The organism is Actinomadura latina NBRC 106108 (assembly GCF_001552195.1).
In the GTDB taxonomy this organism is placed as follows: domain Bacteria; phylum Actinomycetota; class Actinomycetes; order Streptosporangiales; family Streptosporangiaceae; genus Spirillospora; species Spirillospora latina.
The window spans coordinates 396,262-413,937 of sequence record NZ_BCQS01000003.1; the positions used below are offsets into that span (position 1 = coordinate 396,262).

The 17,676-nt window shown below is 69.5% G+C and carries 21 protein-coding genes; 15 read left to right on the top strand and 6 right to left on the bottom strand.

Annotated elements, in window-relative coordinates:
* The first annotated feature begins 43 nt into the window (after positions 1 to 43).
* The 4 genes from AL2_RS02605 to AL2_RS02620 all read left to right on the top strand — a co-directional run bounded on the left by AL2_RS02605 (position 44) and on the right by AL2_RS02620 (position 5,168).
* Positions 44 to 1,804: an acyl-CoA dehydrogenase family protein gene (locus AL2_RS02605; RefSeq protein WP_067628725.1), complete on the top strand. Its 1,761-nt coding sequence runs from the start codon at positions 44 to 46 to the stop codon at positions 1,802 to 1,804.
* 129 nt (positions 1,805 to 1,933) lie between these two features.
* Entirely contained in the window at positions 1,934 to 2,701 is a 768-nt protein-coding gene (locus AL2_RS02610; RefSeq protein ID WP_067628727.1) for a crotonase/enoyl-CoA hydratase family protein, read from the top strand.
* A 113-nt stretch (positions 2,702 to 2,814) separates the two neighbouring features.
* A complete protein-coding gene (locus AL2_RS02615; RefSeq protein WP_067628728.1) occupies positions 2,815 to 4,062 on the top strand; it encodes a cytochrome P450 in 1,248 nt (415 codons plus the stop codon).
* 11 nt (positions 4,063 to 4,073) lie between these two features.
* Positions 4,074 to 5,168, top strand: coding sequence for an NAD(P)-dependent alcohol dehydrogenase (locus tag AL2_RS02620; protein WP_067628733.1), 1,095 nt, complete (start codon positions 4,074 to 4,076; stop codon positions 5,166 to 5,168).
* A 14-nt stretch (positions 5,169 to 5,182) separates the two neighbouring features.
* Here the strand turns inward: AL2_RS02620 and AL2_RS02625 are convergent, their stop codons facing one another.
* Entirely contained in the window at positions 5,183 to 6,091 is a 909-nt protein-coding gene (locus tag AL2_RS02625) for an NAD(P)-dependent oxidoreductase (RefSeq protein WP_067628735.1), read from the bottom strand.
* A 160-nt stretch (positions 6,092 to 6,251) separates the two neighbouring features.
* Between AL2_RS02625 and AL2_RS02630 the strand changes: the two genes are divergently transcribed.
* From AL2_RS02630 to AL2_RS02645, 4 genes are all read left to right on the top strand, one after another.
* Entirely contained in the window at positions 6,252 to 7,247 is a 996-nt protein-coding gene (locus tag AL2_RS02630; protein ID WP_067628736.1) for a nitronate monooxygenase, read from the top strand.
* A gap of 8 nt (positions 7,248 to 7,255) precedes the next feature.
* Positions 7,256 to 7,714 (top strand): ATP-binding protein, encoded by a 459-nt coding sequence (locus AL2_RS02635; protein WP_210748144.1) that lies wholly within the window; start codon positions 7,256 to 7,258, stop codon positions 7,712 to 7,714.
* Complete coding sequence (locus AL2_RS02640) at positions 7,701 to 8,447, top strand: tRNA(His) guanylyltransferase Thg1 family protein (RefSeq protein WP_067628740.1); 747 nt, start codon at positions 7,701 to 7,703, stop codon at positions 8,445 to 8,447. Before AL2_RS02635 ends, AL2_RS02640 begins: the two co-directional genes overlap by 14 nt.
* A 178-nt stretch (positions 8,448 to 8,625) precedes the next feature.
* Positions 8,626 to 9,534: an SDR family oxidoreductase gene (locus tag AL2_RS02645; protein ID WP_083945995.1), complete on the top strand. Its 909-nt coding sequence runs from the start codon at positions 8,626 to 8,628 to the stop codon at positions 9,532 to 9,534.
* On the opposite strand, the gene AL2_RS02650 is transcribed toward AL2_RS02645, so the two are convergent.
* The 4 genes from AL2_RS02650 to AL2_RS02665 form a co-directional block, all read right to left on the bottom strand.
* The gene (locus AL2_RS02650) at positions 9,531 to 9,941 is read right to left on the bottom strand and encodes a hypothetical protein (RefSeq protein WP_067628742.1); all 411 of its coding nucleotides are present in this window, start codon (positions 9,939 to 9,941) and stop codon (positions 9,531 to 9,533) included. The two genes, AL2_RS02645 and AL2_RS02650, sit on opposite strands and share 4 nt — an antisense overlap.
* 110 nt (positions 9,942 to 10,051) lie before the next feature.
* Positions 10,052 to 10,615 carry a Uma2 family endonuclease gene (locus tag AL2_RS02655; protein ID WP_067628743.1) on the bottom strand — a complete coding sequence of 188 codons (564 nt, stop codon included), beginning with the start codon at positions 10,613 to 10,615 and terminating at the stop codon, positions 10,052 to 10,054.
* A gap of 228 nt (positions 10,616 to 10,843) precedes the next feature.
* Positions 10,844 to 11,038, bottom strand: a complete 195-nt coding sequence (locus AL2_RS02660; protein WP_067628745.1) for a DUF397 domain-containing protein — start codon at positions 11,036 to 11,038, stop codon at positions 10,844 to 10,846.
* The gene (locus tag AL2_RS02665) at positions 11,029 to 11,838 is read right to left on the bottom strand and encodes a helix-turn-helix domain-containing protein (protein ID WP_083945866.1); all 810 of its coding nucleotides are present in this window, start codon (positions 11,836 to 11,838) and stop codon (positions 11,029 to 11,031) included. Before AL2_RS02665 ends, AL2_RS02660 begins: the two co-directional genes overlap by 10 nt.
* Before the next feature lie 141 nt (positions 11,839 to 11,979).
* Here AL2_RS02665 and AL2_RS02670 point away from each other — a divergent pair, with 141 nt between their 5' ends.
* The 5 genes from AL2_RS02670 to AL2_RS02690 all read left to right on the top strand — a co-directional run bounded on the left by AL2_RS02670 (position 11,980) and on the right by AL2_RS02690 (position 15,449).
* Complete coding sequence (locus tag AL2_RS02670; protein WP_067628748.1) at positions 11,980 to 12,387, top strand: ATP-binding protein; 408 nt, start codon at positions 11,980 to 11,982, stop codon at positions 12,385 to 12,387.
* 393 nt (positions 12,388 to 12,780) lie between these two features.
* The gene (locus tag AL2_RS02675; RefSeq protein WP_245666269.1) at positions 12,781 to 14,145 is read left to right on the top strand and encodes a carbohydrate-binding protein; all 1,365 of its coding nucleotides are present in this window, start codon (positions 12,781 to 12,783) and stop codon (positions 14,143 to 14,145) included.
* Positions 14,146 to 14,281: 136 nt separating this feature from the next.
* Entirely contained in the window at positions 14,282 to 14,776 is a 495-nt protein-coding gene (locus AL2_RS02680) for a MerR family transcriptional regulator (RefSeq protein WP_157437975.1), read from the top strand.
* Complete coding sequence (gene trxA, locus AL2_RS02685; RefSeq protein ID WP_067628749.1) at positions 14,658 to 14,972, top strand: thioredoxin; 315 nt, start codon at positions 14,658 to 14,660, stop codon at positions 14,970 to 14,972. The genes AL2_RS02680 and trxA overlap by 119 nt, the downstream gene beginning before the upstream one ends.
* 87 nt (positions 14,973 to 15,059) lie before the next feature.
* Positions 15,060 to 15,449, top strand: a complete 390-nt coding sequence (locus tag AL2_RS02690) for a YccF domain-containing protein (protein WP_067628751.1) — start codon at positions 15,060 to 15,062, stop codon at positions 15,447 to 15,449.
* A 21-nt stretch (positions 15,450 to 15,470) separates the two neighbouring features.
* Here the strand turns inward: AL2_RS02690 and AL2_RS02695 are convergent, their stop codons facing one another.
* Positions 15,471 to 16,304: a phosphoribosylaminoimidazolesuccinocarboxamide synthase gene (locus tag AL2_RS02695; protein WP_067628752.1), complete on the bottom strand. Its 834-nt coding sequence runs from the start codon at positions 16,302 to 16,304 to the stop codon at positions 15,471 to 15,473.
* A 105-nt stretch (positions 16,305 to 16,409) separates the two neighbouring features.
* On the opposite strand from AL2_RS02695, the gene AL2_RS02700 reads away from it, so the two are divergent.
* Complete coding sequence (locus AL2_RS02700; protein ID WP_083945999.1) at positions 16,410 to 17,330, top strand: polysaccharide deacetylase family protein; 921 nt, start codon at positions 16,410 to 16,412, stop codon at positions 17,328 to 17,330.
* Positions 17,308 to 17,667 (top strand): DUF3140 domain-containing protein, encoded by a 360-nt coding sequence (locus AL2_RS02705; protein WP_067628755.1) that lies wholly within the window; start codon positions 17,308 to 17,310, stop codon positions 17,665 to 17,667. The genes AL2_RS02700 and AL2_RS02705 overlap by 23 nt, the downstream gene beginning before the upstream one ends.
* Positions 17,668 to 17,676: the final 9 nt, after the last annotated feature.

A 17,676-nucleotide genomic window follows, 5' to 3' on the forward strand; every position in this document is an offset into this window, starting at 1 on the left:
TTACAGACTTCCATCATGTGACAGAAAAGCGTAATGTCGAGGCATGACGTCCTATCTGATCGAGCCGTTCGACCGGCTGCCGTTCGGTGACGCGGAGAAGGCGCGCCGGTACGCGACCGAGCGCTACCGCGGGGCCGCGGGCCGCAACTGGTACGACTGCGACCCCACGCTGCGGTTCCTCATGCGGCGGCACCTCGGGGACGGGTTCGGCTGGGCCGAGCCGCGGCTGAAGGAGATGGGCGCGCTGATGGGCGGGCCGATCGCCGAGCGCGCCGAGGAGACCGACCGGAACCCGCCGCGGCTGGAGAAGTACGACCGGTGGGGACGCGATGTCAGCGAGGTCGTCATGCCGCCGTCCTTCGAGGCGGCCCGGCGGGACATCGTCGCGACCTCGTTCACCCGTCCGGACTTCGTCGCGGAGGCGAAGGCCAACGGGGTCGACGCCGCGCCGCTGGGCGTGGCCTGGAGCTACCTGCTGGACCAGGCCGACATCGGCATGGCCTGCGCGCTCGGCACCGGTGGCGACATGGTCGTGCGGCTGACGGAGATGTTCGCGCCCGAGGACGTCAAGGAGCGGGTGCGGGAACTGTTCGCGGCCGGGGAGATGTCCGGCGAGGCCGCACAGATGCTTACGGAACGGTCGGGCGGGTCGGATCTGGGCGCGCTGGAGTCGACCGCGTCCAAGGACGGCGACGCCTGGCGGCTCAACGGGCTCAAGTGGTTCGCGTCCAATGCCAACGGGTCGGCGTTCGTGGTGCTGGCCAAGTCGGAGGGCGGCGTGGACGGCGTGCGGGGGATCGCGCCGTTCCTCGTCCTGAAGGAGCGGCGGGACGGGTCGCGCAACGGCGTCCGGATCCGGCGGCTCAAGGACAAGCTCGGCACCAGGTCGGTCGCGTCCGCGGAGATCGAGTTCACGGACGCGGAGGCGTTCCTGCTGGCCCCGTCGTCGAGCGCCGGCCAGGGCGGGGACGGCAAGGGCCTCGCCCGCATGATGGAGCTGACGAACGGGGCCCGTCTCGGCATCTCGATGATGGGTCTCGGGTGCGCGCGGCGGGCACTGGTCGAGTCGCTCTGCTACGCGGGTGCGCGGGAGGCGTTCGGGGCCGCGCTCATCGACCAGCCGCTCATGCGGCGCAAGCTCGCCGAACTGATCGTGGAGACCGAGGCCGCCCAGGCGCTCGTGTTCGACGGGTACCTGGGACGGCCCCGCCTCCGCGTCGGCGCCGCGCTGATCAAGCTGAGGGCGTCCAGGCTGGGCGTGACGGCGGCCAGTGACGCCATCGAGATCCACGGCGGCAACGGGTACATCGAGCAGTGGCCGGTGGCCCGCATCCTCCGGGACGCGCAGGTCAACCCCATCTGGGAGGGCGGCGACAACATCCTGTGCCTGGACGTCCGCCGCGCCATCGAGCGGCAGGACGCGCACGAACCGTTCCTCGAAAGGCTCACCCAGGCCGTCGAGCAGGCGCCGCCGGGGGACGACGCGACGGCCGGCCTGGTCGACGAGCGCATCGGGCATCTCCGGCAGGCCATAGAAACGTGGCGCGGCCTCGACAGGCCCGTGGCCGAAGCGCGGCTCTTCCCGCTCGCCCAGTACATGGCGGACGTCTACGCGGCGGCGCTGCTGCTGGAGCAGGCCGGCTGGGAACGCGCCGACTCGGGGACGGACCGCAAGGCGCTCGTCGCCCGCCTCTACGCCCGGACGCGCCTCGCCGACGCCGGTCCGCTGCGCGCGATCGACGCCCCGGCCGAGGACCTCGACCGCTTCGAAGACCTGGCGGACGGCGCGTTCACCAGCGACTAGGAGGCGACGTCCACCACGCTATAAGCGCCACCCGGGGGGCAGGTGGACGGCGGCGCCGCCGAGGCGCGAGGTTCCGGCCGGTTCTAGAGTCGGGCGGGACGGTTCTTTCATCGGCGACCAGGAGGCCGCGTGGCGGTACGGATCGAGCGGGACGGCCCCGTCACGACGGTGATCATGTCCCGTCCCGAGACCCGCAACGCGGTGGACGGGGCGACGGCGCGCGAGCTGGCCGAGGCGTTCCGCGCGTTCGACGCCGACGAGGGCGCGAGCGCCGCCGTCCTGTGGGGCGAGGGCGGGACGTTCTGCTCCGGCGCCGACCTCACGTCGATCGGCACCGAGCGCAGCCCGCGCGTCGATCCGCCCCCGGCGGACGGCCCGCTCGGCTGCACGCGGATGCGGCTGTCCAAGCCGGTGATCGCCGCGGTCGCGGGCCACGCGGTCGCCGGCGGGATGGAACTGGCCCTCTGGTGCGATCTGCGGGTCGTCGAAGAGGACGCGGCGTTCGGCGTCTACTGCCGCCGCTGGGGCGTCCCGCTCGTGGACGGCGGGACGGTCCGGCTGCCCCGGCTGATCGGCGCGAGCCGCGCGATGGACCTCATCCTCACGGGACGTGCCGTGACCGCGGAGGAGGCGTTCGAGATCGGTCTCGCGAACCGGCTCGTCCCGGCGGGCACGTCGCGGGAGGCCGCCGAGGCGCTCGCCGCCGAACTCGCCGGGTTCCCGCAGACCTGCCTGCGCAACGACCGCATGTCGGTGCTGGACGCGGAGGGACGTCCCGAGGACGAGGCGATCGCCCTCGAGTACCGGCACGGGATCGGCTCGCTCGCCGACGCCGTCGAGGGCGCCGCCCGGTTCGCGGACGGCCGCGGCCGCCACGGCGACTTCACCGACATCTAGCGGCCCGAACCGGACGGCGTCCGGGGAATGCCGCCGACCCCGCAGCGTTGACCGAACGGGATTCGGGCCCGTAGGTTCCTGTGTGGCGGCAGTCACGATCAAGGAGCGGTGCGATGACGCTGACCGTGGAGCGGGCGGGCCTCGACCTGGCCGACCCGAAGGCCTACGCGGACGACCAGCGGTTCCACGAGTCGCTCGCGCTGCTGCGCCGCGAGTCGCCGGTGCACTGGGTGGACGCACCGGGCTACACCCCGTTCTGGGCGATCACCAAGAACGAGGACGTCCTGGAGATCGAGCGCAACCACCAGATCTTCCTCAACGCGCCGCGCCCGCTGCTCGGCACCGCCGAGTTCGACGAGTTGAACCGGCAGCGGGCCGAGCAGGGCATCGCGCTGCGCACGCTGATCCACATGGACGACCCCGACCACCGGGTCATCCGGGCGATCGGCGCGGACTGGTTCCGGCCGCGCGCGATGCGGGCGCTGGAGCCGCGCATCAAGGAACTGGCGAAACGCTACGTCGACCGGATGGTGGACCTCGGCGGCGAATGCGACTTCGTCCAGGAGGTCGCCGTCCATTTCCCGCTGTACGTCATCCTGTCGCTGCTCGGCCTTCCCGAGAGCGACTTCGGCCGCATGCTGAAGCTGACGCAGGAGCTTTTCGGCGGCGATGACGACGAGTTCCAGCGGGGCGCGACCAACGAGGAGAAACTCCAGGTCCTGCTCGACTTCTTCGCCTATTTCCAGGAGCTGACGGAGGCGCGCCGCAAGAACCCGACGGACGACCTCGCGTCCGCCATCGCGAACGCCCGGGTCGACGGCGAGCCCCTCAACGACTTCGACACCGCGTCCTACTACGTCATCGTCGCGACGGCCGGCCACGACACCACGAGCGCGACGATCTCCGGCGGCCTCCGGGCGCTCATCGAGCACCCCGACCAGCTCGGACGGCTCCGCGACAAGCCCGAGCTGCTGCCGTTCGCGGTGGACGAGATGATCCGCTGGGTCACGCCCGTCAAGGAGTTCATGCGCACCGCGAACCAGGATTACGAGCTGCGCGGGGTGACGATTCGCGAGGGCGACGCCGTCCTGCTCTCCTACCCGTCCGCGAACCGTGACGAGGACGTTTTCGACGACCCCTTCCGGTTCGACGTCGGCCGCGACCCGAACAGGCATCTCGCGTTCGGGTTCGGCGTCCACTACTGCCTCGGCGCGGCACTCGCCCGCATGGAGATCCGCGCGTTCTTCGCGGAACTCCTGCCGCGCCTGCGCTCCATCGAGATCGCCGGAACTCCGGAAGGGATCGCGACCACGTTCGTCGGCGGCCTGAAGCGCCTTCCGATCCGCTACTCCATCGCCTGAAGGAACCCCTGGTGCAGATCAACGCCGCGGTGCTGCGCGCCGCAGACGCCCCCTACACGATCGAGTCCCTCGACCTGGCCGACCCCGGCCCCGGCGAGGTCCTCGTCAAGATCGCGGGCACCGGGATGTGCCACACCGACATGCTCGGCCGCGTGCCGGGCGACCTCGTCGGCAAGCCCGTCGTGCTCGGCCACGAGGGGTCGGGCGTGGTCGAGGCGGTCGGCCCGGACGTCACCGGCCTCACCGTCGGCGACCACGTGGTCATGTCGTTCGACTCGTGCGGGACGTGCGACAACTGCCACGCCGCGAACCCCGGCGCCTGCCCGCAGATGATGGCGCTCAACATGCTCGCCATGCCGCTGGACGGGCGGCCGCGCGCGACCACCGCCGGCGGCGAGGCCGTCCACACCCGCTGGTTCGGGCAGTCGTCGTTCGCGAGCCACGCGCTCGGGACCGTCCGCAACGTGGTGCCGGTGCCGCACGACGTCCCGATCGAGCAGCTCGGGCCGCTCGGCTGCGGCGTCCAGACGGGCGCGGGCTCGGTGCTGATCTCCCTCGGCGTCCGCGCCGGCGACAGCATCGCGGTGTTCGGCGCGGGCGCGGTCGGGCTGTCCGCCGTGATGGCCGCGCGGGTCGCGGGCGCGACCACGATCGTCGCCGTCGACCTGCACGAGTCGCGGCTCGACCTGGCCCGCGAACTCGGCGCCACCCACGTCCTGAACGGGGCGGACGACGACATAGCCGGGCAGATCCGGGCGCTCGCCGGCGGCGAGGGCGTGCAGTACTCGTTCGACACCACCGCCGTTCCCGCGGTCGTCGCGACGGCGGTCGCGTCGCTGCGCACGACCGGCGTCTGCGGCCTCGTCGGCGTCGGCGCCGCCGAGTACACCCTGGACGCGAACCTGCTGCTCATGGGCCGGACGGTGAAGGGCATCATCGAGGGCGACGCCGTCCCGCAGACGTTCATCCCGAAGCTGATCGAGCTGTGGCGGCAGGACCGGTTCCCGTTCGACCGCCTCATCACGACCTACCCGCTCGACCAGATCAACGAGGCGGAGGCGGACACGACGTCCGGCAAGGTCGTGAAGCCCGTCCTGATCCCGTAGACCGTCCCGGTCAGCTAGACGACGCGGTGGAGGAGGCCGTCGCCTCGAGCGAGGCGGCGGCAGTTCTCCGCGGCGACCGCGAAGTAGCGGTCCCAGGTCTCGCGGGTCAGCCAGGCGACGTGCGGCATGACGGCGACGTTGTCCAAGGCCAGGAGCGGATTGGACGCGTCCACCGGTTCGGTCTCGAACACGTCGAGCCCGGCGCCGCCCAGCCGCCCCGACGTCAGCGCGTCCACCAGCGCCGCCTCATCGATGACCGCCCCGCGCGCCGTGTTCACGACGACCGCGCCCTTCGGCAGCAGTGCGAGCCTCTCGGCGTCGAGCAGATGGTGCGTCTCGTCGGTCAGCGGAATGTGCACCGACACGATGTCGCTCGCCCGCAGCAGGTCGTCCAGCTCCCGCCAGGCCGGGTCGTCGCGGCGCGGGCGCCGTGACGTGTAGAGGACGTTCGCGCCAATCGCCTCCAGCATGCCGCGCAGCAGCGTGGCGATCTCACCGCCGCCGAGGAGCCCGACCGTCCGTCCGGCGATCTCCCCGCCGACGAGGCCGCGGTCGGCGGGCCAGCCTTCGCCGCGCCGCGTCCGCGCGTCGAACGGGACGACCCTGCGCAGCGCCGCGAGCATCAGCAGCAGCGACGTCTCCGCGACGGCCTGCGCGTTCTGCCCCGGCATGTTCGCGACGGCGATCCCGCGTTCCTCGGCCGCGTCCAGGTCGATCGTGTTGACCCCGGTGCCGAGCTTCTGGATCAGCTTGAGTTTCGGTGCCCGGTCCATGTCGGCAGCCGTGAGCGGACGCAGCACGTGCCAGATGACCTCGGCGTCCGGCAGCAGCTCCGCGAACCGCGCATCGTCCTGCTCGGAGCAGCTCACGATGTCGATATCGGACTCCGCGTGGTCCATGTCGTAATGCAGCAGCACCCGCATGCCGCCCCCTTTCCGTCCTTCAGGGAACCCCGGGTCGGCCCCCGGCCTTCCCACCGGATTATGGTGCGGATCATGAGGACGAGTCCCGGGGAACCGCACCGGACGGCCTCGCCGCCGGCCGCCGCGACCGCGTCCACCCGACCGGAGACGAGGTAACGCCATGTGGACGGACGTCCCCATCATCCAGGCGCCGATGGCGGGCGGCCCGTCGACGCCCGAACTGGCCGCCGCCGTGTCGGACGCGGGCGGCCTCGGGTTCCTCGCCGCCGGATACAAGACGCCCGAGGCCATGCGCGCCGACATCGCCGCGACCCGGAAACTGACGTCCCGCCCGTTCGGGATGAACGTCTTCATGCCGTCGACGGACGAGATCGACGCCGCCGAAGTCGCCGCCTACCGCGACCGTCTCGCGCCCGAAGCCGACCGCCTCGGCGTCTCCCCCGGCACCCCGGCCGCCCGCGACGACGCGTACGAGGCGAAAATCGCCGACCTGCTGTCGGACCCGCCGCCGTTCGTGAGCTTCACGTTCGGCTGCCCGGCGCCCGACGTCATCCAGGCGTTCCAGGCCAAGGGTGTGACGGTGGTCGTCACCGTGACGTCCGTGGACGAGGCTCGCCAAGCTTCGTCCGCCGACGCCCTCTGCCTGCAGGGCTCCGAGGCGGGCGGGCATCGCGGGTCGTTCACGAACACGTCCGACGAGCCACTGCCGTTGCGCGTCCTGCTTCGCTCCGTGCGCGCGATGACTTCCCGGCCTCTCATCGCCGCCGGTGGTCTCGCCTCATCCGGTGACGTGGCCGAGGTGCTAACCATGGGCGCGGTCGCAGCCCAGTTGGGGACGGCCTTCGTCCGCTGCCCGGAGAGCGGTGCCAACGCCGTCCACAAGGCCGCCCTGACCGACCCGCGTTTCACGTCCACCGCACTGACCCGAGCCTTCAGCGGACGACTCGCTCGTGGCCTGGTCAACCGATTCCTCACCGAACACTCGGCGCATGCACCGGCCGCTTACCCGGACGTCCACTACGTGACTTCGCCACTGCGCAAGGCGGCCGCCGCTCAAGGCGACCCGGAAGGGGTCAACCTGTGGGCGGGAGAGTCCTTCCACAACACGACCGAAGCCCCCGCCGCCGACCTGGTACGCGTCCTGACGCCACGCTAATGCCCGAGTTGGCCATCCTGATCGGCCTTCAGGCGTCCGGGAAGACGACGTTCTACCGCCGGCATCTGGCCGGACACGTCCACGTCAGCAAGGACCTCTTCCCCAGGGGCGCCCGGCGCAAGCAGGCACGCCAGTTGCGGCTCATTTCCGAGGCCCTTGAACAAGACCGTGACGTGGCGGTCGACAACACGAACCCGTCCCCGGACGAATGGCAGCCGCTCATCACCGTGGGCCGGCGCCACCGCGCGCACATCGTCGGTTATTGGTTTCCGCCGGACGTCGCGCTCTCGATGCGCCGCAACGCCGTCCGCCCACCCGAAATCCAGGTGCCGGACGTCGGCGTCTATGCCGCCCTCAAACGTCTTCGCCGTCCGCGCCCGTCAGACGGCTTCGACGCGTTGTTCACGGTGGTCCCCGCCGCCGACGGCGCGTTCGACGTCAAGGAGATGACCGATGAAGGACCTTGAGTCGCGGATGCGCGCCCGCGAGTGGTTCCACTCCCTGACCCTGTTCCCCGGCGCGTGGACGGTCGTTCGCGTGGACGGCCGCTCCTTCTCCCGCTTCACCGAGACCCGCTTCGACAAGCCCTTCGACGAGCGTTTCTCGGCACTCATGGCGGACACCGCGCAGGCGCTCCTCAGCGACCTCGACGGCCGTTACGCCTACACCGAGAGCGACGAGATCTCCGTCGTGCTCGACCCGTCGTTCGACTTGTTCGGCCGCGAGGTGGAGAAGCTCGTCTCCCTGTCGGCGAGCATCGCGACCGCCGCGTTCACCCACGCCGCCGGCGAACCCGTCGCGTTCGACAGCCGCATCTGGATGGGGACCACCCTGGACGAGGTCGTCGACTACCTTTCCTGGCGCCAAGCCGACGCCGCCCGCTGCGCGCTGAACGGCTGGTGCTACTGGACGCTCCGCAACGAGGGCCGCTCCGCCCGTCAGGCGACTCGCGAACTCGAACGCACCTCCGTCTCGGGGAAGAACGAACTCCTCTACGCCCGCGGAATCAATTTCAACGAAGTCCCGACTTGGCAGCGCCGCGGCGTGGGGCTCTGGTGGGAGAACTACGAGAAGCCCGGCCACGACCCGATTCGGGGCATCGACGTGGTCGCCACCCGCCGCCGTGTCCACGTCCAACGCGAACTCCCCATGAAGGGCGCCTACCGGGGCTTCGTCCGGTCGCTCTTGGAGTCGAGTTAGAGTTCGTCGCCCCGGTCCCAGAGGGATCTTCGGCACTGCGGCGGCACCGGCCTGACGGTCGCGAGCCCTCCGACGTCCACAGGCGTTCTGTTTGACGGATGGCTGCGGGGGTAGCCGCCCACACGCAGTGACGGGGCCCTGTCCCTTCCCGCCACAGACGCCCAGGGGGTTGCCGAACGTGCAGGACAACGGAGACGACCGCACGGATCCGCAGATTCTCGCGGAACCGACGCCTCCCTACCCCGGGCAGCGACAGCAGCCGCCCGGCAGCGAACAGGACGTGGAACCGAGGCCGCGCTACCAGGCGGAGCGCTACCGCCCGGCGGACAAGCTCCGCGACAAGGTCGCGCTCATCACGGGCGGCGACTCCGGCATCGGCCGCGCGGTGGCCGTGCTCTACGCCCGCGAGGGCGCCGACGTCGCCATCGTGTACCTGCCGGAGGAGCAGCCGGACGCGGAGGAGACCCGACGCGCGGTGGAGGCCGAAGGCCGCACGTGCCTGCTGCTGCCCGGCGACCTGGCCGAAGCGTCGTTCTGCTACGACGCCGTCGAGCGGACGGTGCGGGACCTGGGCGACCTGAACATCCTGGTGCAGAACGCGGCCCACCTGAACAGCCAACTGGACCTGTCGCAGCTCTCCTTCGAGGACTGGGACCGGTCCTTCAAGGTGAACGTGTACTCGTACTTCCATCTCGTCCAGGCCGCGCGCCCGCATCTCAAGGCGGGCGACTCCATCATCGCGACCGCCTCGGAGGAGGCCCTCAAGGGCAGCGACACGATGATCGACTACGCGGCCAGCAAGGCCGCCCTCGTCAACTTCACCAAGTCGATCGCCTTCCACCTGGCCAAGGACGGCATCCGCGCGAACGTGGTCGCCCCGGGCCCCACCTGGACCGTCCTCAACATCGCCGACCAGAACATGCCGCAGGACGGCCTCGCGAACCTCGGCAGTGAGGGGCCGATGGGACGTGTCGCGCAGCCGGAGGAGATGGCGCCGGCGTACGTGTACCTGGCGTCCGACGCCGACTCCAGCTACACCGTCGGCGAGATCCTCGCCATCACCGGCGGCCTGACCACCACCCGCTAGACCGCGTCCCCCTCACCGGACGAACCGGCCACGCCCTCGGCCCGCTTACGAGCCGCAGCCCTACGCCGTTCACGCCACGCGTAGGGAATGACAATAAAGAACACTGCGAGGCCAGGGGCCAGGCTGGTGAGGTGCGTGTTGCCGGTCCCGGCCAGCGCCGCCATGACGACGAGGGCGATCGACCATCCGACCGGACGCTGCAGAACGGGACGGTCCGCCACGTCCCATCCCCGTGCCCGCTCACGCCAACGCAACCAAGCCTCGGCAAGGACGCCGATCGCCACATACAGGCAGGCCCACGCGACGAAAGCGGGGGACCAGAAGAGCGTGGCCCCGAAAACTCCACTGACCACCACGACGAGGAGGACGGCAACCCCCGCCAGAAGCCGCACCCAGAAGGACCCCATAGCCCCGTCACCTCCAGGACGCCGCCCCGACCCCACCCCCATCAAACCGCGGTCAAGAACACCAATCCACAGACGCCAACCCGCACGTCTCCGCCGCCGCGGCCGACGCGTCAGAAGCCGAGGGTCGGGAGGACGCCTTCGAGCGGTTCGGGGATGCTCAGGTCGTCGCCGAGGGCGGCCGAGGCGCTGTGCGCGTAGTCGTTGCCGCGCGGCTCGGAGAAGATCGTGGCCTTGCCGTCCAGCCGGTCGATCAGCAGGTATAGCGGGATATCGGCAGCGGCGTAGCCCCGGCGCTTGGGCCCCCGGTCGCGTTCGGCGCCTTTGCGATCGCGCGGGCGGCCAGAGGTCACTTCCAAGACCATCGCCACGCCGTCGGGCTTGCTGTGCCATTCCCGTCCGGCGAAGGCGCCCTTGGGGGCGGCGATCCCGTCTGGGACGTACTCGCCCTCTGGGCTGATCAGTGTCAGGTTGCGGTGCAGCCGCAGACCATGGACATCCCGTACCCAGTCATCGACGGCCACGACGATGGTCTCGTGCTGCCCGTCGGGGGTCGGTGACACGATGATCTCTCCATCTACCAACTCGGCACGGAAGCCCGGCATCACATCGAGCGCAGCGTACGCCTCGCGCAGGTCGCCACGGACGGGCGACGGCTCTTCTGGCATCGCCGTCATGACAATTCTCCTCATGGTGTCAGAGAGGTTGCGCAATACCCTTGACACTAGCAACGCATCTTTCCCGGCGGGCCGAGCCGTGTCATTGGGCGCGTCCACTTGGCAGGGTTGCCTCTGGATAGGTGGAGGGGCGCAGCGCGTGCCCGTGGGGGCGGCGGGTCGTCCGGGCGGGGACGGGGCGACTTGCCGCTGCTCGCCGGGGCCGGCGGGGTGGGTGGCGCCGAGGCGTCAGTGCGTGTCGGCGGCGGACTGGACGGCTGTGCGCAGCGCCGCCGTTGTCAGCAGGAGGACGGGGCCGTCCGGGTCCTTGCTGTCCCGCACCGCCACCACCGCCGCACCGGCCACGTGCGCCAGTTCGACGCAGTTGCCGCCGTTGGAAGCGGTGTAGCTACTCTTGCGCCACTTGGCGTTTCTCAGGTCCATCTTTCTTGGACCACCTTTCTAATCAACTCGCGCGACATCTCTTCGGTGAGTGCCCGTGAACGAAGGGCATTGAGAGTACGCGCCAGCATGGACAGGTCCGTTGGGTCGTCGGTCGTGATGGCTCGTATGGCTGTCTCGACGTATGCGATCTCGCTTCGATCGTCCATCGTGGCGATGGTGAACGCGCCCGTGTTGCCGTCGTGCTCGCCACTTTCCAACACTACTTGAACCGTGATGTTGGGCAACATGCTCAGCTCAAGCAGGTGCTGGAGTTGCTCCCTCATCGTCTCGGCCGTGCCGACCGGACGGCGAAGTGCTTGCTCGTCAACCAGCAGCACGAACTCCGGAGGAGTGCGTCCATCGCTCCTCGTGAGGATCTCCTGGCGAGCGAGCCGCGCTGCCACGGCTTCCTCGTTGCCCTGTAGGAGGGCGGATGCGTAAGCCGGAGTCTGGACGAGGCCCGCGATCAACATGGGCTCCCATGAGACGAGCATCGCCGCGTCCGATTCGATCTTGGGCCAGTCGAACCAGATCGGGACCGGGTGACCGTTCCTGTTCAGGTCTTCCCAGAGCTTGATCAAGGCGCCGTCCGAACCGAGGATACGGTCGACCTGCTCGACGAATGAGCGCGTGGCCCGCCTGGTGCCGTTTTCAATGCGGCTCACCTGAGCCTTGCTGATGTTCGTATGGTCGGCGATGGACTGCTGAGTGATGCCCTTTGCCTCGCGCATCCTGCGCATCTGTCCACCGAACGCGATCAGGGCGGGGGATTCCTTGGGGCGTTGGCGTCGCGGGGGCATGATCGCAAAGTTTCCCTTCCGTGGTATCTCGCCGAACAGACACGCCTGTCACCAGTCGTCACCAGCTGCACTTGGTAACACCAGCATACAGCGGAACCTTGCAAAATGTGTGGTGTCCGACACACACCGTGAGGAGAGGTCATGGGTCAGGGCGCGGCGGAGAACGAGATGGTGGTGAAGCAGGACCTGAAGGTGGTCGCGGAGGTGCGGCGGTTCGTGCGGCTGGTCACGGGCCAGTGGGGCATGGACGACTTCGTGCCGTGCCTGGTGGCCAGTGAGCTGGTCACCAACGCCCTCCAGCACGCGGAGTCCGCGACGTCCGCGACGGGCGACGACGTGATCTTGCGGCTGAGCCGCACCGAGGACGACGCCCTGTGGATGGAGGTGCAGGACGCCGCCTACGGACTCCCGCACATGCTGGCGGCAGACACGACCAGCGAGACGGGCCGGGGCCTGTTCATCGTCGACCAGTACGCCCGCTGCTGGGGCATCCGCGCCCTGGCCGACAACGTTGGTAAGGTTGTCTTCGCGGTCCTCGACCGCACATGACGGTGGCGTGGAGGTAGTTCCCGCGCACCGCAAACACGCTTAGGCAGGGGAGTCGCCCGAAAGGGCCGCTCCCCATCGCCTTTTCTGGGGGGTGGAAGGCGTCACCGCTGCGGCTTCTCGTAGGAGGGCATCGGTGGTTCGACCGCCGCCCCACATTCTTGATCACTCCATGACGCTGCGCTACTGATTCGTGACTCTTCGTCTGTCGCGGTCGGCGCGCTGGTCGATTCCGCTCGGTCGCGGCGGGGGCTTCCCGGCGTAGGGCGGCGCGGTTACTCTTCTGGTGGCGTCCATGCCGGTCGTTTGCGCCTTGCGCCTGGGAGAGTTCCGTCCGCGGGACTTGTTCGGCTCTTGCACCGGCTCCTCTGTCCCCGTTCTGGAGGAGTCGTCCCCGTGAGAATCACGTACAAGCGATGGTCCCCGGCCGTCGCCGCGCTGGCGTCGGCCTTGGCGGCGTTGGTGCTGTCGCTGGGCGCGCTGGTGGTGCTGTCCTCGCCGTCGTCCGCTCAACCCACCGTCCTGTCGGCCGCTCAGGTCGCCTGCACCTACTCGGCCTGGGCCGAGGGCAACAGCTACAAGGTCGGTGACAAGGTCACCTACAGCGGACACGGCTACGAGGCGATCGTCGCCCACACCGCATGGCCCGGCGCCAACTGGAACCCCGCGTCCACCCCGACGCTGTGGCGCGACCTCGGTGCGTGCGATGGGTCCACGCCGCCCACCACGCCCCCCACCACGCCGCCTACGACCCCACCCACGACACCGCCGACCACGCCGCCCACTACTCAGCCGCCCGGGGACGGTACTTGCGGGGTCAAGTCGAAGCCCGCCGGCAAGGTGCTGCAGGGGTACTGGGAGAACTGGGACGGGTCGTCCAACGGTGTCCACCCGCCGTTCGGCTGGACGCCGATCGACAACCCCGTCATCAAGCAGCACGGCTACAACGTGATCAACGCCGCGTTCCCCGTCATCCGGTCGGACGGCACCGTCCTGTGGGAGGACGGCATGGACTCGACCGTCAAGGTCGCCACACCCGCCGAGATGTGCGCGGCGAAGGCCGCGGGCGCCACCATCCTGATGTCCATCGGCGGGGCCACCGCGGGCATCGACCTCAGCTCCAGCAGCGTCGCGGACCGGTTCGTCGAGACCGTCGTGCCGATCCTGAAGAAGTACAACTTCGACGGCATCGACATCGACATCGAGACGGGCCTGTCGGGCAGCGGCAACATCAACCAGTTGTCGGCGTCGCAGGCGAACCTGATCCGCATCATCGACGGCGTGCTCGCGCAGATGCCGTCCAACTTCGGGCTCACGATGGCGCCGGAGACCGCCTACGTGACCGGCGGCAGCGTCACCTACGGCTCCATTTGGGGCGCGTACCTGCCGATCGTCAAGAAGTACGCGGACAACGGCCGCCTGTGGTGGCTCAACATGCAGTACTACAACGGCAGCATGTACGGGTGCTCGGGTGACTCCTACTCCGCCGGGACGGTCGAGGGCTTCGTGAAGCAGACGGAATGCCTGAACAACGGCCTCGTCATCCAGGGCACCACCATCCGGGTGCCGTACGACAAGCAGGTCCCGGGCCTGCCCGCGCAGCCGGGCGCCGGCGGCGGCTTCATGCCGACCGGCCTCGTCGGCCAGGCATGGAACCACTTCAACGGCCAGTTGAAGGGTCTGATGACCTGGTCCATCAACTGGGACGGCTCGAAGGGCTGGACGTTCGGCGACAACGTCCGCGGCCTGCAGGGCCGGTGACGGCCCGGGGACGGGTCCGGCACCGCGCCGCCGGACCCGTCCCCGCGCCCCGTCCCGGCCCCGCCGCCAGAACGAGGGCTTGACCTTGACGCCGGTGTCAGGGGATAGCGTCGCGAACGGCCACAAGGGAGGGCGGATGCGGATCGGGGAACTCGCCGCACGCGCGGGCGTCAGCACCCGCACGCTGCGCTACTACGAGCAGCAGGGGCTGCTGCCGGCGCGGCGCGCGTCCAACGGGTACCGGCAGTACGAGGAGTCCGATCTGCGGCTCGTCTCGGAGATCCGCTCGCTGCTGGCGGCCGGGTTCACGCTGGACGACACCCGCCCGTTCGTCGACTGCCTGCGCGCCGGGCACGCCGACGGCGCGTCCTGCCCCGAGTCCGTGGCGGTCTACCAGCGGAAACTCGCGGAGATCGACGCGGAGCTGCGCACCCTGATCCGCCTGCGCGCGGACGTGGCCGACCAGCTGGCGCGGGCCTGCCCGGGCTGCGCCCTCTTCCCGGAGGCGACGAATGATCACTCTGACCAGCGAGAACTTCGACGACCAGGTGCTCCGCGCCGGCAGGCCGGTACTGGTCGAATTCTGGGCGGACTGGTGTCCTCCCTGCAAGATGATCGCGCCGATCCTTGAGCAGATCGAGGCGGAGCACGGCGACCGGCTCACGGTCGCGAAGATCAACGGCGACGAGAACCCCGACATCGTGACCCGCTACGGCGTCATGGGCTTCCCCACCCTCAACCTGTACCGCGACGGCGAGGTCGTCCGGCAGATCATCGGCGCCAAGCCCAAGCGCGCCCTCCTCGCCGCTCTGGACGGCCATTTCTGACCAACGCGTGAGCGGATCGCGGGACGGGCCCGGCGGCGAAAGACCTATGCTCGGCGTAGGTGGGTGCTGCCGTCGGGAGGGCTGCTGATGCGGACATTGCTGAACGTGATCTGGCTGGTGCTGGCGGGGTTCTGGCTGGCGCTGAGCTACGTGATCGCCGGGATCGTCTGCTGCATCCTCATCATCACGATCCCGTTCGGCATCGCGTCGTTCCGCATCGCGGGCTTCGCGCTGTGGCCGTTCGGCCGGACGGCCGTCCCCAAGCGCGACGCGGGCGCCGGGTCCCTCATCGGCAACATCATCTGGATCATCGTCGCCGGCTGGTGGCTGGCCCTCGGGCACCTGATCACCGGCGTGCTGCTCTGCATCACGATCATCGGCATCCCGTTCGGCATCGCCAACTTCAAGCTGATCCCGATCTCCTTGACCCCCCTCGGCCACGACATCGTCTCCTCCCGCGACCGCTCGGCCTTCTGAGCGCCGCTCCGGTCGCGGGGGTCAGGACGTCCAGGGGGTGCCGGTCAGGCGTTCGTAGACTTCGGTGTAGCGGGCTCGGGTGGCGTCCACTACGTCCTGGGGGATGGCGGGGCCGGGTGGGGTGCGGTCCCAGTCGAGGGTGCTGCTCCAGTCGCGGACGAACTGCTTGTCGAGGGAGCGCTGGGCGCGGCCTGGCTCCCAGTCGTCGGCGGGCCAGAAGCGGGACGAGTCGGGCGTCAGAACCTCGTCGCCCAGGACGAGGGCGCCGTCGGCGGCGCGGCCGAACTCCAGCTTGGTGTCGGCGATGATGATGCCCCGCTCGGCGGCCAGCGCGGCGCCGCGCTTGTAGATCTCCAGGGTGACGTCCTTGAGGCGGGCGGCGGTGTCGTCGCCGATCTCGGTCACGACGTCGGCGTAGGTGATGAACTCGTCGTGGCCCTCGGTGGCCTTGGTCGTCGGCGTGAAGATCGGCTCGGGGAGCCGCGAGGCGTCGACCAGGCCGGTGGGCAGCGAGATGCCGGAGACGGTGCCGTTCTTTTCGTACTCCTTGAGGCCGAGGCCGGTCAGGTAGCCGCGGGCGATCCACTCGACGGGGAGCATGGTGAGGCGGCGGCAGCGGATGGCGCGGCCGGCCCATTCGGCGGGGACGTCGGCCGCCGACACGACGTGGTTCGGGATGATGTCGGCGAGCTGCTCGAACCACCAGAGGGAGAGCTGCGTGAGGATCTTGCCCTTGTCGGGGATCCGCGTCGGCAGCACGACGTCGTAGACGCTCACCCGGTCGGACGCCACCAGGATCAGCTCGTCGCCGTCCGCGTAGACGTCCCGCACCTTCCCCGAGTGGATCAGCTCCATGTCGCTCCTCATCTCGACCGCCGGATAGGAGTCTGGCACAACGGCGTCCGGCCGCCTCACGAGGGCCGATAGGTTTTGATCAGTCGGGTGGGGGAGGCCGTCGGGGTGCGGGCTTTTCGTGTGGCGGCCGGGGCCGCTCTGCTGATCGCGGTGGCGGGTGGATGCCAGCCGTCCGAGGCCGGCAGGGTCGCGCGGACGGTGAAACCGAGCGTGACGCCCGCCGTGCGGGACGAGGCGGCCGTGTGGAGGGGGTGGAAGCTCAAGCCGCTGCCTCCGGCGCCCGCGCCACCGGAGGACAAGCCCCTCAAGCTCGGCGGTAAGGGGCCTGTGAAGGTCTTCGACCGGGTTCCGACCGAGGATCGGGTCGTCTTCATCACGATCGATGACGGGCAGGAGAAGGACCCCGGGTTCGTCCAGATGCTGACGGACCTCAAGGTGCCGGTCACCATGTTCCTCACCGACAACGTCATCCAGGACGACTACGCCTACTTCAAGCCCTTGCAGGCGCTGGGGAATCACGTCCAGAACCACACGCTGACCCATCCCGTCCTGCCGTTCCTAGGGTTGGACGGCCAGAAGCATGAAATCTGCGGGGACCAGGAGGTCCTGACCAAGCAGTACGGGACGAAGCCCACCCTGTTGAGGCCGCCCTACGGACGGTGGAATTGGGCCACACAGCAGGCGGCCCGCGAGTGCGGCATCGACGGAATCGTCATGTGGCGGGCCTCCATGCAGATCCACGACATGCAGTACGACGACCTCAACAAGGAGCTGCACCCCGGCGACATCCTGCTGGCCCACTTCAGGGGCCCGAAGCAGCTCAAGGGCGAGACGATGACAGAGATGTTCGCCCACATGCTCAAGCGCATCGAGAAGCAGGGTTTCGCCGTCGCGCGCCTGGAGGACTACATCAGTCCTCGACCAGGGCCCGAACCGTCTTCACAACGAATGCGACGCCGGTCATCGGGTAGGGCGGCCATCAACGGCCGAGAGGGAGTTACCGATGAACGATCGCATACCGGCTGAGGCGGAGCTGGCCTGGGAGGACTTCCACCGGCTCGTCAACATGACCTCGGACGAGCTGCGGACGTGGCTGCTCACGGACGCCTCGGGTGAGGAGGCATTCCCCGCGGACGGGTCCGGTCCGGGGGTCGACGAGCTCGGCGCCCGCGTGGTGGACGTCCTGCGAAAGCGGAAGGTCGACCTGACCGACAGCGACACCGAGCTGATGGTGGAGGTCGTGGACTTCGTCGAGGACCGCCTGGAGAACCGTCCGCCCAACGCGGAGCGGGACGAGGAGTGGCGGCACGCGCTGATGAGCGTGGGGCACGACCCACTGCGTCCCGACCCGTCCAGCGCATAGGAGGCGAGA